The 12,951-nt window shown below is 58.9% G+C and carries 17 protein-coding genes and 4 tRNA genes; 20 read left to right on the forward strand and 1 reads right to left on the reverse strand.

The features are described 5' to 3' along the window. The 8 genes from K419_RS22210 to K419_RS0116390 form a co-directional block, all read left to right on the forward strand. Window positions 1-326: transposase (locus K419_RS22210; protein ID WP_035497350.1), on the forward strand; the 326-nt coding region annotated here is incomplete at its 5' end. A 177-nt stretch (window positions 327-503) separates the two neighbouring features. Beyond that, window positions 504-1,523 (forward strand): aspartate-semialdehyde dehydrogenase, encoded by a 1,020-nt coding sequence (locus tag K419_RS0116360; protein WP_026842531.1) that lies wholly within the window; start codon window positions 504-506, stop codon window positions 1,521-1,523. 142 nt (window positions 1,524-1,665) lie between these two features. Beyond that, window positions 1,666-2,418, forward strand: coding sequence for a tRNA pseudouridine(38-40) synthase TruA (gene truA, locus K419_RS0116365; RefSeq protein WP_026842532.1), 753 nt, complete (start codon window positions 1,666-1,668; stop codon window positions 2,416-2,418). A 125-nt stretch (window positions 2,419-2,543) separates the two neighbouring features. Beyond that, window positions 2,544-2,972, forward strand: coding sequence for a 50S ribosomal protein L13 (gene rplM, locus K419_RS0116370; RefSeq protein WP_012529345.1), 429 nt, complete (start codon window positions 2,544-2,546; stop codon window positions 2,970-2,972). A 22-nt stretch (window positions 2,973-2,994) separates the two neighbouring features. Next, the gene (gene rpsI, locus K419_RS0116375; protein ID WP_012529346.1) at window positions 2,995-3,384 is read left to right on the forward strand and encodes a 30S ribosomal protein S9; all 390 of its coding nucleotides are present in this window, start codon (window positions 2,995-2,997) and stop codon (window positions 3,382-3,384) included. A 247-nt stretch (window positions 3,385-3,631) separates the two neighbouring features. Then, complete coding sequence (gene argC / locus K419_RS0116380; protein ID WP_026842533.1) at window positions 3,632-4,672, forward strand: N-acetyl-gamma-glutamyl-phosphate reductase; 1,041 nt, start codon at window positions 3,632-3,634, stop codon at window positions 4,670-4,672. Window positions 4,673-4,803: 131 nt separating this feature from the next. Beyond that, a complete protein-coding gene (locus K419_RS0116385; RefSeq protein ID WP_026842534.1) occupies window positions 4,804-6,603 on the forward strand; it encodes a YgiQ family radical SAM protein in 1,800 nt (599 codons plus the stop codon). Between the two features lie 2 nt (window positions 6,604-6,605). Continuing rightward, window positions 6,606-6,908 carry a YciI-like protein gene (locus K419_RS0116390; protein WP_026842535.1) on the forward strand — a complete coding sequence of 101 codons (303 nt, stop codon included), beginning with the start codon at window positions 6,606-6,608 and terminating at the stop codon, window positions 6,906-6,908. 48 nt (window positions 6,909-6,956) lie between these two features. On the opposite strand, the gene K419_RS0116395 is transcribed toward K419_RS0116390, so the two are convergent. Then, on the reverse strand, window positions 6,957-7,229 hold the full coding sequence (locus tag K419_RS0116395) for a DUF2917 domain-containing protein (RefSeq protein WP_012529350.1): 273 nt from the start codon (window positions 7,227-7,229) through the stop codon (window positions 6,957-6,959). Between the two features lie 483 nt (window positions 7,230-7,712). On the opposite strand from K419_RS0116395, the gene K419_RS0116400 reads away from it, so the two are divergent. The 12 genes from K419_RS0116400 (at window position 7,713) to rplV (ending at window position 12,941) form a co-directional block, all read left to right on the forward strand. Then, a tRNA-Thr gene (locus K419_RS0116400) sits at window positions 7,713-7,788 on the forward strand. Window positions 7,789-7,815: 27 nt separating this feature from the next. Continuing rightward, window positions 7,816-7,900: transfer RNA gene (locus tag K419_RS0116405), tRNA-Tyr, on the forward strand. Window positions 7,901-8,009: 109 nt separating this feature from the next. After that, a tRNA-Gly gene (locus tag K419_RS0116410) sits at window positions 8,010-8,086 on the forward strand. Window positions 8,087-8,098: 12 nt separating this feature from the next. Continuing rightward, window positions 8,099-8,174: transfer RNA gene (locus K419_RS0116415), tRNA-Thr, on the forward strand. Between the two features lie 68 nt (window positions 8,175-8,242). Further along, entirely contained in the window at window positions 8,243-9,433 is a 1,191-nt protein-coding gene (gene tuf, locus K419_RS0116420; RefSeq protein WP_026842536.1) for an elongation factor Tu, read from the forward strand. A 106-nt stretch (window positions 9,434-9,539) separates the two neighbouring features. Then, window positions 9,540-9,848: a 30S ribosomal protein S10 gene (gene rpsJ, locus K419_RS0116425; protein ID WP_012529365.1), complete on the forward strand. Its 309-nt coding sequence runs from the start codon at window positions 9,540-9,542 to the stop codon at window positions 9,846-9,848. A gap of 21 nt (window positions 9,849-9,869) precedes the next feature. Then, window positions 9,870-10,505 (forward strand): 50S ribosomal protein L3, encoded by a 636-nt coding sequence (rplC, locus tag K419_RS0116430; protein ID WP_026842537.1) that lies wholly within the window; start codon window positions 9,870-9,872, stop codon window positions 10,503-10,505. An 18-nt stretch (window positions 10,506-10,523) separates the two neighbouring features. Then, window positions 10,524-11,147, forward strand: coding sequence for a 50S ribosomal protein L4 (gene rplD / locus K419_RS0116435; protein WP_026842538.1), 624 nt, complete (start codon window positions 10,524-10,526; stop codon window positions 11,145-11,147). Then, window positions 11,144-11,428, forward strand: coding sequence for a 50S ribosomal protein L23 (locus K419_RS0116440; RefSeq protein WP_012529368.1), 285 nt, complete (start codon window positions 11,144-11,146; stop codon window positions 11,426-11,428). Before rplD ends, K419_RS0116440 begins: the two co-directional genes overlap by 4 nt. Window positions 11,429-11,451: 23 nt before the next feature. Next, a complete protein-coding gene (gene rplB, locus K419_RS0116445) occupies window positions 11,452-12,276 on the forward strand; it encodes a 50S ribosomal protein L2 (RefSeq protein WP_012529369.1) in 825 nt (274 codons plus the stop codon). 26 nt (window positions 12,277-12,302) lie between these two features. Then, on the forward strand, window positions 12,303-12,584 hold the full coding sequence (gene rpsS / locus K419_RS0116450) for a 30S ribosomal protein S19 (RefSeq protein WP_012529370.1): 282 nt from the start codon (window positions 12,303-12,305) through the stop codon (window positions 12,582-12,584). A 21-nt stretch (window positions 12,585-12,605) separates the two neighbouring features. Beyond that, the gene (gene rplV / locus K419_RS0116455; protein ID WP_012529371.1) at window positions 12,606-12,941 is read left to right on the forward strand and encodes a 50S ribosomal protein L22; all 336 of its coding nucleotides are present in this window, start codon (window positions 12,606-12,608) and stop codon (window positions 12,939-12,941) included. The last annotated feature ends 10 nt before the right edge of the window (window positions 12,942-12,951 follow it).

The following is a 12,951-nucleotide window of genomic DNA, read 5'->3' on the forward strand; positions in this document are numbered from 1 at the left end:
CATCCGAAGATATCGCTCTTGCATATAAGCTTCGCTGGGATATCGAGGTCTTTTTTGGCTGGTGGAAGAAACATCTCAATGTGTACCATTTGATTGCCAGAAGCCCACACGGCTTGATGGCGCAAATACTAGGTGGTCTGATAACTTACCTGCTCCTTGCAATTTACTGCCATGAGGAACACAACGAGCGCGTTAGTATTAATCGTGTCAGAGAACTAAGAACAAAAATAAGAAACGAAATAGTTGAAATGATGGCCGAATCTCACGATATTGACGGAACCGAGGCTGGCGTCGAAGAGCATCCACCATCGACTGCAACTTCTTAACCGGACACTACTGGGTTAACCCAAGACTTCAGATTTTGCCTCTTCCGTCTTTTTCCGTGACGATCCGTGTGAGACGCCGTTGACTTGGTTTGTGAATTAACGTAGCTGGAAGCGGAGCGCGTCCCCCGGTAACAAGGGTGGCGCGCTCCCGTTTTTGTCTTGAGGAGATGTAACAGTATGAAGAAACTTTGGAACGTGGCAGTGGTAGGCGCGACCGGCGCGGTCGGGACCCAGATGATCGAGTGCCTGGAGGAGCGGAAGTTTCCGGTGGGGAAGATAAAGTTCCTGGCCAGCGCCCGCAGCGTCGGGCAGGTCCTCGAGTTCAACGGCAAGCCGGTGCCGGTGGAAGAGCTGAAGCACGACTCATTCGAGGGGATCGACATTGCCCTTTTCTCCGCAGGAGGCGCGCGCTCCGAGGAATTCTGCCCCTCCGCGGCCAAGGCGGGTGCGGTCTGCATCGACAACTCCAGCGCCTGGCGCATGGACCCGGAGGTGCCGCTGGTGGTCCCCGAGGTGAACCCGCACGCGCTTGCCGGCTACCGCAAGAAGGGGATCGTCGCCAACCCCAACTGCTCCACCATCCAGATGGTGGTCGCCTTGAAGCCCCTGCACGATTTCGGCTCCATCAAGCGGATCGTCGTCTCCACCTACCAGGCGGTTTCCGGCACCGGCAACAAGGCGATAGACGAACTCCGGAAGCAGACCGGCGAGCTTTTGAACGGGCGTCCGCCCAAGAACGAGGTCTACCCGCACCGGATCGCCTTCAACTGCCTGCCGCAGATCGACTCCTTCTGTGACAACGGCTACACCAAGGAAGAGATGAAGATGGCGAATGAGACTCGGAAGATAATGGAGGCGGACATCAAGACCTCCGCCACCTGCGTCAGGGTCCCCGTCTTCTACGGGCATTCCGAGTCGGTGAACATAGAGACCGCGAAGAAGATCACCGTGGCCAAGGCGCGCGAGCTTTTGGAAGACGCCCCTGGCGTGGAACTGGTCGACAACCCAGCCAACGGCGAGTACCCGATGGCGATGGACGCGGCGGGCGAGGACCTGACCCTGGTGGGTCGCATCCGCGAGGATGCCACCGTCGCCAACGGCCTCAACCTCTGGATCGTCGCCGACAACCTCAGAAAGGGCGCCGCCACTAACGCAGTCCAGATCGCCGAGTTGCTGGTGGAGGAGTACCTGAAGTAGCGTCCATTCTCCCTCGCCCCCAGGGAGAGGGCCGGGGTGAGGGCGCTGCAATAGGCAGCTAGTCATTTCATGGCGACGCCCTCACCCCCACCCCTCTCCCGGTGGGCGAGGGGAGCGAGTCGACGGGGCATGTTTGAAGGTTATGCGCAACATCAAGCTGATCATAGAATACGATGGCACCGCCTACTGTGGCTGGCAGGTGCAGCCGAACGGGCGCACGGTCCAGGAGGTGCTGGAGCAGGCGTTGGCGTCCATGCTGGGGGAGAAGACCCCCCTGCACGGCTCCGGCCGCACCGACGCGGGCGTGCACGCGCGCGGCATGGTGGCCTGTTTTAAAACTGACAGGACTATGCCGCTGCGCGCCTTCCGGGAGGGGCTCAATACCCTTCTTCCCGGCGACATCGCGGTGCGGGAGGCGTGCGAGGTCCCGCTGAAATTCCATCCCCGCTTCGACGCGCACGCCAAACACTACCGCTACACCATGCTCTTGGACGACCTGCGCTCCCCGCTGTCGCGCCTCACCGCCTGGCGCCTCAAGGGAAAGCTCGACATCGAGGCGATGCGAGTCGCCTGCGCCGCTTTCGTCGGCGAGCACGACTTCGCCGCCTTCCGTGCTTCCAACTGCGCCGCCAAGACCACGGTGCGCAGGATCTACAGCATGGACCTAGTACAGGAGGGGCGCTTGCTGCACCTTGACGTAAAGGGGAGCGGCTTTCTGAAGAACATGGTCCGCATCATCACAGGGACCCTGATCGAGGTGGGGCAGGGGAAGAAAAGCGTCGAGGACGTGGCGCGGCTGCTTCAAGGGGGCGACCGGCAGCAGAACTCCGGCATGACTGTGCCTCCGCAGGGGCTTTGCCTGATGCAGGTCTACTATCAGGAAGGGAACGACTGATACTGCTTTTTATAAACCGTTAATCTTTCCTTTCGGTTTTTTGTCTTGACATGAAGTGGGGAATGGATTAGATTCTCAAACTTCCGTAAGTTAATGTGCTAATTCCAGATAGCTGTGAGGTTTCGATGAAGACGCAAGTTGCCAAAAAAGAAGAAGTAACCAGGGATTGGTACCTGGTTGACGTGGATAATAAGGTGCTCGGCCGTGTTGCGACTGAAATCGCCAACGTGCTGCGCGGCAAGAACAAGCCGACCTTCACCCCGAGTGTCGATACCGGCGACTTCGTCATCGTCGTGAACGCCGAGAAGATCGCCCTGACCGGCAGAAAGCTCGCCGACAAGACCTACTACAGCCACTCCTCGTACCCGGGCGGCCTGAAAGAGATCACTGCCGGCAAACTTCTTGACAAGAAGCCGGAAGAGCTTCTGAAAAAGGCTGTCAAAGGCATGCTTCCCAAGAACAAGCTTGCCCGCCACATGCTGAAGAAGCTTAAGATCTATAGTGGCGGAGCCCATCCGCATGCGGCTCAGAACCCGAAGAATCTGAACATTTAATTCGTTCATCAGGAGATATAAAATGGCAGTCAGCTTTTACGCAACTGGGAAAAGGAAGTCGTCGATCGCCAGGGTTTGGATCAAGCCCGGCAACGGCGAGATCATTGTAAATACCAAGACTCTTGACAACTACTTCGGCAGGGAGACCTCCAAGATGGTAGTCATGCAGCCGCTCGAACTGACCGAGAACGTCGGCAAGTTCGACATCTTCTGCACCGTCAAGGGCGGCGGCGATTCCGGCCAGGCGGGCGCCATCAAGCACGGCATCACCAAGGCTCTCATCGAGGCCGACGCCGATCTGCGTGGCACGCTGAAAAAAGCGGGCTTCATCACCCGCGACTCCCGCATCAAGGAAAGAAAGAAATACGGCAAGAAGGCTGCTCGCGCAAGCTTCCAGTTCTCCAAGCGTTAATCCGCTGCCGGGGGCAATTGCTGTCTCAGTATTGCAAAGGGGGAATCCGTCAGGGTTCCTCCTTTTGCTGTTTCAAAACCGTTAACACGGAGAACATCTGAGAAAATCTGAGTAAAAGCAGAAACAGGAGAAAAGCTTTTGCTGTTCTCCAGCCTTTTTCTCAGACATCCTCAGATTTCCTCCTTGTTAATGGTTTTGGTGTGCTAACATCTGGCTTATTTTTCCGTTGCGAGAAGGGAGGCTTTTCATGATCAAGGTTGCCATCGTCGGGGCCAGCGGCTATACCGGTGTCGAACTTATCCGTATCCTGCATTCCCATCCCGAGGTCGCCGTCACCTGCGTCACCTCCGAACAAAGCGCCGGGCGCCCGGTCAGTTCCGTCTTCCCGAGCCTGCGCGGCAGGTGCGACATCGTCCTGGAGAACCTGGAGCCGGTAGGGATCGCGGAGAAGGTCGACATCGTCTTCACCGCGCTGCCGCACAAGGCCGCCATGGAAGTCGTGCCCACCTTCATGAAGATGGGCAAGGACGTGATCGATCTTTCCGCCGACTACCGCATTCACGATGCGGATACCTACGGCAAGTGGTACGAGCCGCACCTGAACCCCGAGCTTTTGCCTGAGGCGGTGTACGGCATCCCGGAACTGCGTCGCGCCGAGATCGCCGAGGCCTCGTTGATCGCCAACCCCGGCTGCTACCCGACCAGTGTCATCCTGGGGCTCGCACCGCTTTTGAAGGGGAAGGTGATCGATCCGAGGTCCATCATCGTGGACGCCGCGTCCGGCACCTCGGGTGCGGGGCGCGGAGCCAAGGTGGATAACCTCTACTGCGAGGTGAACGAAGGGTTCCGCGCCTACGGCGTTGGGGGCGTGCACAGGCACATCCCGGAGATAGAGCAGGAGCTGTCGCTTCTGGCCGGAAACCCGCTCAACATCACCTTCACCCCGCACCTGGTTCCCATGGACCGCGGCATCCTCTCGACCATCTACTCCCAGCCGACCGGTGGCGTCAAGGCCGCCGACCTGATCGCTTTGTACGAGGCGTTCTATGACGGCGAACCTTTCGTCAGGGTGCTGCCGGAAGGGGTTCTTCCCTCCACGGCGCATGTCAGGGGCTCCAACTTCTGCGACATCGGCATCACGGTCGACCAGAGGACCGGGCGGGTCATCGTGATCTCCGCCATCGACAATCTGGTGAAAGGGGCTTCCGGACAGGCGGTGCAGAACATGAACCTGATGTGCGGCCTCCCCGAGACCCTCGGACTGGATCTTTTGCCGGTCTTCCCTTAACGTCAAAACCGTTGGCAGGGAGAACGTCTGAGGAAATCTGAGAATAGCAAAGGCGGAGAGAAACAAGGCTCCGGCTTGGCTTTTCCTCAGACGTCCTCAGATGTCCTCCGTGTTAAAGGTTTAAGGTTTTTATGAAACAGGCACGACCTAAGCAATCCCCCGGCAAGTTTCTCCCCATCTCCCTCTCCGAAGCAAAAGCGCGCGGCTGGAACGAACTCGACGTCATCTTCGTTACCGGCGACGCCTACGTGGACCATCCCTCCTTCGGGGTGCCGCTTCTAGCGCGCCTTTTGGAGTCGAAGGGGTTGCGCGTGGGAATCATCCCCCAGCCTGACTGGCGCAGCAAGGAGCCCTTCATGGCGCTGGGGCGCCCGCGCCTTTTCTTCGCGCTCGCGGCCGGCGCCATGGACTCCATGGTCGCTCATTACACGCCGGCCCGAAAGCTGCGCCGGGATGACGCCTACACCCCCGGCAACCGCCACGGCGCACGCCCCAACCGCGCCACCATCGTCTATACCTCCAGGTTGAAGGAAGCCTATCGCGACGTCCCCGTGGTCATCGGCGGCATCGAGGCGAGTCTCAGGCGCTTCGCCCATTACGACTTCTGGGAGGACAAGGTGCGCCGCTCGGCGCTCTTGGACGCCAAGGCCGACCTGCTCGTCTACGGCATGGGGGAGACGCCGCTATTGGAACTGGTGCGGCGGCTTCAGCAGGGGGAGCCGTTCGCCTCCATCAGGGGCCTCAGGGGGACAGCCTATGTCGCGGCCACCCCTCCGGATGCAGAGGAATTGCTGGAGCTTCCCAGCTTCGAGACGGTCGCTTCCGATAAGGCTGCCTACGGCCAATCTTTCCGGCTTCTGTCGGGGGAGCAGAACCCTGCCTGCGCCAGGGTCGTGGTGCAGCGCCACGCGGAGCGTTTTCTGGTCTGCAATCCGCCGGCCTGGCCCCTCTCCGAGCAGGCTTTGGACGCGATCTACGCGCTCCCCTTCGTGAAGGCGCCGCACCCCAGCTACAAGGAGGCGATCCCCGCCTACGAGCAGATCAGGAATTCCATCACCACGCACCGGGGGTGCTTCGGCGGCTGCGCCTTCTGCGCCATCACCCATCACCAGGGAAAGACCATCCAGTCCAGAAGCGAGGAAAGTGTCCTGCGCGAACTGGAGCGGCTGGCGGAGCTCCCCTGGTTCAGGGGGAGCGTGAGCGATTTGGGCGGGCCGACGGCCAACATGTTCGGCCTTTCCTGCGGCAACAAGGAGGCGGGGGACAAGTGCCGCCGGGTGAGCTGCCTTTATCCCAAGCTCTGCGGCAACCTGGTTACCGCAGACGCGAAGAGCTCCAGGCTTCTCGCCAAGGCCAGGAAGATCTCCGGGGTGAAAAATGTTGCCGTCTCTTCAGGCGTGCGCTACGACCTTTTGGAGCGCCAGCCCAACTACCTGCGCGAGCTGGTGTCGCACCACGTGAGCGGTCTTCTGAAGGTGGCGCCCGAGCACCTTACCGACCGCGTCACCTCGGCGATGCGCAAGCCGGGAAAAGCCTGCTTCGAGCGCTTCCGCGACTCCTTCATGAAGGAGAGCGCGAGGGTAGGGAAAAGGCAGTACATCGTCCCGTACTTCATCTCCGGGCATCCCGGGTGCACCCTTTCCGACATGGTGGATTTGGCCCTGATGCTTAAGCGCTGGGGGCTGAAGGTAGAGCAGGTGCAGGATTTCACCCCGACGCCGGGCACCCTCTCCACCTGCATCTACCACACGGGCGTCGATCCCTATACCGGGGAGAAGGTGTATGTGGCGAAGACCGACCGCGAGAAGGGGCTGCAGAAATCGCTGCTGCTGTACCATGTGCCGGAGGAGAGGAAGAGTTGCCTGCAGGCGCTCAGGGAATGCGGCAGGGAAGACGCGGCGGAAGAACTCTTCGGGATGGGAAGGAGATAGGGATGCACTACTTGTTGTTCTACGAGGTGGCGCCCGATTACCTGGAGCGCCGCGGCGAATATCGCGCCGAGCATCTGGCGCTTGCGTGGGGCGCGGTGGAACTGGGCGAGTTGTTGCTGGGAGGTGCTCTGGCCGATCCTGCCGATGGCGCCGTGCTGCTCTTCGAGGCGGATTCGCCCGAGGTCCCCGAGGCGTTTGCCAAGGCGGACCCTTACGTGCTGAACGGCCTCGTTGCCAAATGGAGCGTGCGCGCCTGGACCACGGTGGTCGGGCCCCTCGCGCAGACGCCGGTGCGCCAGGAGTAGGCGTGAGGCCCGCCGCTGTCTTATAGGCGCCAGTGGGGAGAGCGAGGCTTAGAGAGCCAGACGGACCTGGATGTGGTTGGCGATGGGTGCTATGGCGGCCCCATCGAAGAGAGCCGGATACAGCCGCATCTCCACCGGGTCGAGCGCCTCGGCTATGGCAGACATCTCTCGCTTCACCTCGAACCTCGCTCCGGGTTGCAACAGGTAATCCCGGCCGTTCCCCACGGTGAGCCAGATGGTTCCCTTCAGGCAGCGTAGCGTCAAGCCTTCTGTGCCGGCTTCTACTCTCAGCAACTCCCCTTTGTCGAGACACAAGTCCATGTCCGGTTCCCCCCTTATGGCGTTAGCTGGATCAACTATAGCGGTGAGCGGGGGATGAGTACAGACACAGGGTTTGCGATATGTCGCCGTTACAGTTGCAGCAGATGGCAACTGTTGCCAGGGGAAACGGGGCTGACTGTACCCCGGGTATTTTCTCGTCTTCTTGTGAGGGGTGTTTCATTTTTTTTGACTCCGGCGAATTATTCTGACTCGCGGGTGAGACTTGTGATCTAAATACAAACGGGGCAGGAAGAGTGCGAGGGTTTTTCTTGCGCAACTGGAAACGGCCGATATAGTGTTTCTTTTCCCAATGCACTGGGGGGGTGGGTACTATGAGTCGCTCGACGTATACAGTGATGCTCGAAAAAAAATTCATCCCTGAAAAAAAAGAGATTGACACCAAAGGGGTTTTGCTTTAGAAAAGGGATTCGCTTCGCAACGCAAGGTTTCGAAGCAAAGCAGGACGCGATGGTAGCGGAATCGGCTGGCGTAGCTCAACTGGTAGAGCAGCTGACTTGTAATCAGCAGGTTGCGGGTTCGAGTCCCATCGTCAGCTCCAACTGACAATTAGCAAGCACTTCTGTCTGGAGGGATTCCCGAGCGGCCAAAGGGAACAGACTGTAAATCTGTCGTCATCGACTTCGGAGGTTCGAATCCTCCTCCCTCCACCATACAAACTTCAGATGAGATGAACATCTGCTCAATCCAGGAGATCGTGAGGTCGCTGGTACTGGATGAGTGGGTGGCGAATCGAGTCAAAAAACTTCAAGCAGGGAATGGGCGGGAATAGCTCAGTTGGCTAGAGCGTCAGCCTTCCAAGCTGAGGGTCGCGGGTTCGAGTCCCGTTTCCCGCTCCAAAAATTGAATAAGCCCACATAGCTCAGTAGGTAGAGCACTTCCTTGGTAAGGAAGAGGTCACCGGTTCGAATCCGGTTGTGGGCTCCACTCTCTTTTTTAAAAAACAAACAAAAGCTATCCATAAAAAGCTGTCGATACATCAGGGAGGATTCCTCATGGCTAAAGCTAAATTCGAAAGAACTAAACCGCATGTGAACATAGGGACCATCGGTCACGTCGACCACGGCAAGACCACCCTGACCGCAGCAATCACCAAGGTACTCGCAGGCAAAGGCCAGGCCGAGTTCAAGGCGTTCGACCAGATCGACAACGCACCGGAGGAGCGCGAGCGTGGTATTACCATCGCTACCGCCCACGTCGAGTACGAGACCGACAAGCGTCACTACGCTCACGTCGACTGCCCGGGCCACGCCGACTACGTAAAGAACATGATCACCGGCGCGGCGCAGATGGACGGCGCCATCCTGGTTGTTTCCGCAGCTGACGGCCCGATGCCGCAGACCCGCGAGCACATCCTGCTTGCGCGTCAGGTCGGCGTCCCCTACATCGTCGTGTTCCTGAACAAGGCCGACATGGTGGACGACGAGGAGCTCCTCGAGCTGGTCGAGCTGGAAGTCCGCGAACTCCTCTCCTCCTACGACTTCCCGGGCGACGACATCCCCATCATTAAGGGTTCCGCTCTCAAAGGTCTCGAAGGCGACGCCGGCGAGCTGGGCGAGCAGGCCATCATGAAGCTGATGGAAGCTGTCGACACCTACATCCCGGAGCCGGTTCGCGCCATTGACAAGCCGTTCCTGATGCCGGTCGAGGACGTGTTCTCCATCTCCGGTCGCGGCACCGTCGCCACCGGCCGTGTCGAGCGCGGCATCGTGAAAGTCGGCGAGGAAGTCGAGGTTGTCGGTATCAAGACCACCACCAAGACCACCGTCACCGGCGTCGAGATGTTCCGCAAGCTCCTCGATGAAGGTCGCGCGGGCGACAACATCGGCGCACTGCTGCGCGGCGTGAAGCGTGAGGACATCGAGCGCGGCCAGGTTCTGGCCAAGCCGGGCTCCATCACCCCGCACACCAAGTTCAAGGCAGAAGCCTACATCCTCTCCAAAGAGGAAGGCGGCCGTCACACCCCGTTCTTCAACGGCTACCGTCCGCAGTTCTACTTCAGGACCACCGACGTGACCGGCGTGGTCGACCTCGAGGCAGGCGTCGAGATGGTTATGCCGGGGGACAACGTCTCGGTGACCGTCAACCTGATCACCCCGATCGCCATGGACGAAGGTCTGCGCTTCGCAATCCGCGAAGGCGGCCGTACCGTCGGCGCCGGTGTCGTAGCCTCCATCATCGAATAAGAATAGAAAAAACATACGGTTTTCATCCGGTTTCCGGAGGGCCGCTTCTGCGTCCCGCCGGAAACTTCGGCTGTAAACTGAAAACTTGTTTCATCACGAGGAAGAGATGCCTAGTCAGAAAATTAGAATTCGCTTGAAAGCATACGACCACAAGCTGCTTGATACCTCTGTTGGCGAGATCGTCGACACCGCGAAAAGAACCGGCGCACGCGTTGCCGGCCCGATTCCGCTGCCGACCGTGATCAACAAGTACTGCGTGCTTCGTGGACCGCACGTCGACAAGAAGTCGCGCGAGCAGTTCGAGATCAGGACCCACAAGCGCCTGATCGACATCCTCGAGCCGACTCAGCAGACCGTTGACGCTCTGATGAAACTCGACCTCTCCGCAGGTGTGGACGTCGAGATCAAGCTTTAATACAAGGATAGGAAGTCGACCATGAATAAGGGATTGATTGGGAAAAAGCTGGGGATGACCCAGATATTCGCCGAAGACGGCAGGCGCATCGCTGTGACCGTCGTCGAGGCTGGGCCGTGCGTCGTCGTCCAGAAGAAGAGCGTGGCAAAGGACGGCTACTCCGCCATACAGGTCGGTTTCGGAGCGAAGGACGCCTCCAGGGCGAACGCAGCACAGGTCGGGCACTGCAAAGGCGCCGGCGCCGGCGTGTTCACCCACTACCGCGAACTGCGCATGGACAACACGGACGCCTATAACCTGGGCGACGTGATCGAGGCTGCGGTTTTCGAGGAAGGCGATCTGGTCGACGTGACCGGCACCTCCATCGGTAAGGGCTTTGCCGGCGTCATCAAGCGCTGGGGCTTCAAAGGCGGTCGGTCGAGCCACGGCTCCCGTTTCCACCGCGCCCCGGGCTCCATCGGCTGCTCCGCGACCCCCTCCAGGGTTTTCAAGAACAAGAAGATGCCGGGCCAGCTCGGTAACGAGAAGGTGACCGTGCAGCGCCTCAAGGTGGTTCGCGTTGACGCTGCTGACAATCTGATTCTGCTCGGTGGAGCGATCCCCGGTTCCGCCAACGGCGTCGTCCTGATCAAGGACTCCGTCAAGGCGAAGAAATAACGGGGGCTGGAGATAGTTATGGCAAAGCTAGACGTATTTGACATCAAGAAAGCAAAGGTCGGTGAGATCGAGCTCGACGACGCAGTCTTCAACGACGACGTCCGCGAGTACCTGATCCACGAGGCCGTAAAGATCCAGCTCGCTAACCGCAGGCAGGGTACCGTTGCCGTCAAGAACCGCGCCCTGGTGGCAGGTTCCGGCAAGAAGCCGTTCAAGCAGAAGGGTACCGGCCAGGCCCGCCAGGGTTGCAGCAGGGCTCCGCAGTACCCGGGCGGCGGCGTCGCCTTCGGTCCGCAGCCGAAAGACTACAACCTCTCCATGAACAAGAAGGCGAGGAAGGCGGCACTGAGAAGCGCTCTTTCGATGCTCTACAAGAAGGACGCAATCACTGTAGTAAACAGTCTGGAGCTTCCCTCCATCAAGACAAAGGCATTTGTTGAGGTACTAACTGCTTTTAACCTTGACAAGACGCTCGTTATCACTGATACTGCGACTCCCACTTTAGAACTGTCCGCCCGCAATGTGAAACACGTCAAGGTGCTGGGTCCTGAAGGTCTCAATATTTTCGACATTATGAAATACCAGAGCGTCGTCTTTACCGAGGCAGCCGTTCGTCGTGTTGAAGGAGCATTACAGTCATGAACATTTATGACGTCATAAAGAAACCTCTCATCACTGAGAAGACCACGGTTGAGAAAGACGACAAGAACGTCATCGCTTTCGTGGTGAACGGCGCGGCCAACAAGATAGAGATCAAGGCAGCCGTCGAGAAGCTCTTCAACGCGCAGGTTTCCGCCGTGAATACCGTCAACGTCGCCGGCAAGACCAAGCGCACCGCCAAGGGCATCGGCAAGCGTTCTAACTGGAAGAAGGCATATGTGACCCTGAAAGAGGGTTCCAACGTCGATTTCTTCGAAGCATAAAAATATCTGTGGGGATTTAGATAATGGCTATAAAAACTTACAAACCTACTTCTCCGGGTAGAAGGGCGCAGACCTGCTCGACCTTCGAGGAGATCACTGCCTGCAAGCCCGAGAGGTCCCTCGTCGAGAACCTCAAGAAAAGCGGCGGCAGGAACTCGAACGGTCGCATCACTTCCAGGAACGTTGGTGGCGGTCACAAGCAGAAGTACAGGATCATCGACTTCCGCCGTGACAAGACCGAGATTCCGGCGAAGGTCGCCACCATCGAGTACGATCCGTGCCGCAGCGCACGCATCGCACTTTTGAACTACGCCGACGGCGAGAAGCGCTACATCCTGGCTCCGCTCTCCCTGAAAGTGGGTGATACCGTTATCTCCAGCGAGCAGGCCGATATCAAGCCTGGCAACGCGCTCCCCATCAGGTGCATCCCGCTGGGTACCATCATCCACAACATCGAGCTGAAGATCGGCAAAGGCGCACAGCTGGCGCGCTCCGCCGGTACCTTCGCGCAGCTGATGGCTAAGGAAGGGAAGTACGGTCAGGTGAAGCTCCCCTCCGGCGAAGTCCGCATGATCCTGATGGACTGCAAGGCTACCATCGGCCAGGTGGGCAACGCGGATCACGAGAACGTCTCCATCGGCAAGGCTGGCCGCTCCCGCTGGCTCGGCGTACGCCCCCACGTAAGGGGTGTCGCAATGAACCCGGTCGACCACCCGCACGGCGGTGGCGAGGGCAGGACCTCCGGCGGCCGTCATCCGGTAACCCCGTGGGGCATCCCGACCAAGGGTTACAAGACGCGCACCAACAAGCGGTCCACCCCGTTCATCGTGAAGAAGCGCACCAAATAAATCATCTGGATAGAGGATTTTAAAAGATGGCAAGATCTATAAAGAAGGGGCCTTTCGTCGACGGACATCTCGAAGCGAAAGCCCAGGCAGAACAGGCCGGCAGCAAGAAGGTGATCAAGACGTGGTCCCGCAGGTCCACTATTATCCCTGAGTTCATCGGGCTCACCTTTGCGGTGCATAACGGCAAGAAGTTCATCCCTGTGTTCGTCACCGAGAACATGGTCGGCCACAAGATGGGCGAGTTCTCACCCACCAGGACCTTCTACGGCCACGCTGCTGACAAGAAGAGCAAGCTCAAGAAGAAGTAAGGTCCCTAAAGGAGTTTTGTAATGGAATCATCGGCTAAATTATCCTCTGTCCGCCTCTCGCCGAGAAAGACACGCCTGGTCGTGGATCTCGTCAGGGGCAAGGGCATTCAGACTGCGCTGAACACTCTGCGTTTCTCGCCGCAACCGTCGGCGAAGCTCATCTCGAAGCTCCTCTCCTCTGCCGTGGCCAATGCCGAGCAGAAGGGTTGCTCCGATGTGGACAAGCTCTTCGTCAAGACGATTTTCGTCGATGGCGGCGCAGTACTTAAGCGCTTCACCCCCCGCGCCATGGGCCGGGCCAGCAAGATCAGAAAACCGACGAGCCACATTACCGTGGTCCTTGCGGAAAAGAAATAAGAAACGGGTC

Origin of the sequence: Citrifermentans bremense R1, from assembly GCF_000426865.1 — a bacterium.
GTDB lineage: Bacteria > Desulfobacterota > Desulfuromonadia > Geobacterales > Geobacteraceae > Geomonas > Geomonas bremensis.

What these genes read in the sequence shown, in the direction of transcription:
- K419_RS0116360 (WP_026842531.1), top strand. Translation starts at nt 504, where the DNA reads ATGAAGAAACTTTGGAACGTGGCAGTGGTAGGCGCGACCGGCGCGGTC.
- truA (WP_026842532.1), top strand. Translation starts at nt 1,666, where the DNA reads ATGCGCAACATCAAGCTGATCATAGAATACGATGGCACCGCCTACTGT.
- rplM (WP_012529345.1), top strand. Translation starts at nt 2,544, where the DNA reads ATGAAGACGCAAGTTGCCAAAAAAGAAGAAGTAACCAGGGATTGGTAC.
- rpsI (WP_012529346.1), top strand. Translation starts at nt 2,995, where the DNA reads ATGGCAGTCAGCTTTTACGCAACTGGGAAAAGGAAGTCGTCGATCGCC.
- argC (WP_026842533.1), top strand. Translation starts at nt 3,632, where the DNA reads ATGATCAAGGTTGCCATCGTCGGGGCCAGCGGCTATACCGGTGTCGAA.
- K419_RS0116385 (WP_026842534.1), top strand. Translation starts at nt 4,804, where the DNA reads ATGAAACAGGCACGACCTAAGCAATCCCCCGGCAAGTTTCTCCCCATC.
- K419_RS0116390 (WP_026842535.1), top strand. Translation starts at nt 6,606, where the DNA reads ATGCACTACTTGTTGTTCTACGAGGTGGCGCCCGATTACCTGGAGCGC.
- K419_RS0116395 (WP_012529350.1), bottom strand. Translation starts at nt 7,229, where the DNA reads ATGGACTTGTGTCTCGACAAAGGGGAGTTGCTGAGAGTAGAAGCCGGC.
- tuf (WP_026842536.1), top strand. Translation starts at nt 8,243, where the DNA reads ATGGCTAAAGCTAAATTCGAAAGAACTAAACCGCATGTGAACATAGGG.
- rpsJ (WP_012529365.1), top strand. Translation starts at nt 9,540, where the DNA reads ATGCCTAGTCAGAAAATTAGAATTCGCTTGAAAGCATACGACCACAAG.
- rplC (WP_026842537.1), top strand. Translation starts at nt 9,870, where the DNA reads ATGAATAAGGGATTGATTGGGAAAAAGCTGGGGATGACCCAGATATTC.
- rplD (WP_026842538.1), top strand. Translation starts at nt 10,524, where the DNA reads ATGGCAAAGCTAGACGTATTTGACATCAAGAAAGCAAAGGTCGGTGAG.
- K419_RS0116440 (WP_012529368.1), top strand. Translation starts at nt 11,144, where the DNA reads ATGAACATTTATGACGTCATAAAGAAACCTCTCATCACTGAGAAGACC.
- rplB (WP_012529369.1), top strand. Translation starts at nt 11,452, where the DNA reads ATGGCTATAAAAACTTACAAACCTACTTCTCCGGGTAGAAGGGCGCAG.
- rpsS (WP_012529370.1), top strand. Translation starts at nt 12,303, where the DNA reads ATGGCAAGATCTATAAAGAAGGGGCCTTTCGTCGACGGACATCTCGAA.
- rplV (WP_012529371.1), top strand. Translation starts at nt 12,606, where the DNA reads ATGGAATCATCGGCTAAATTATCCTCTGTCCGCCTCTCGCCGAGAAAG.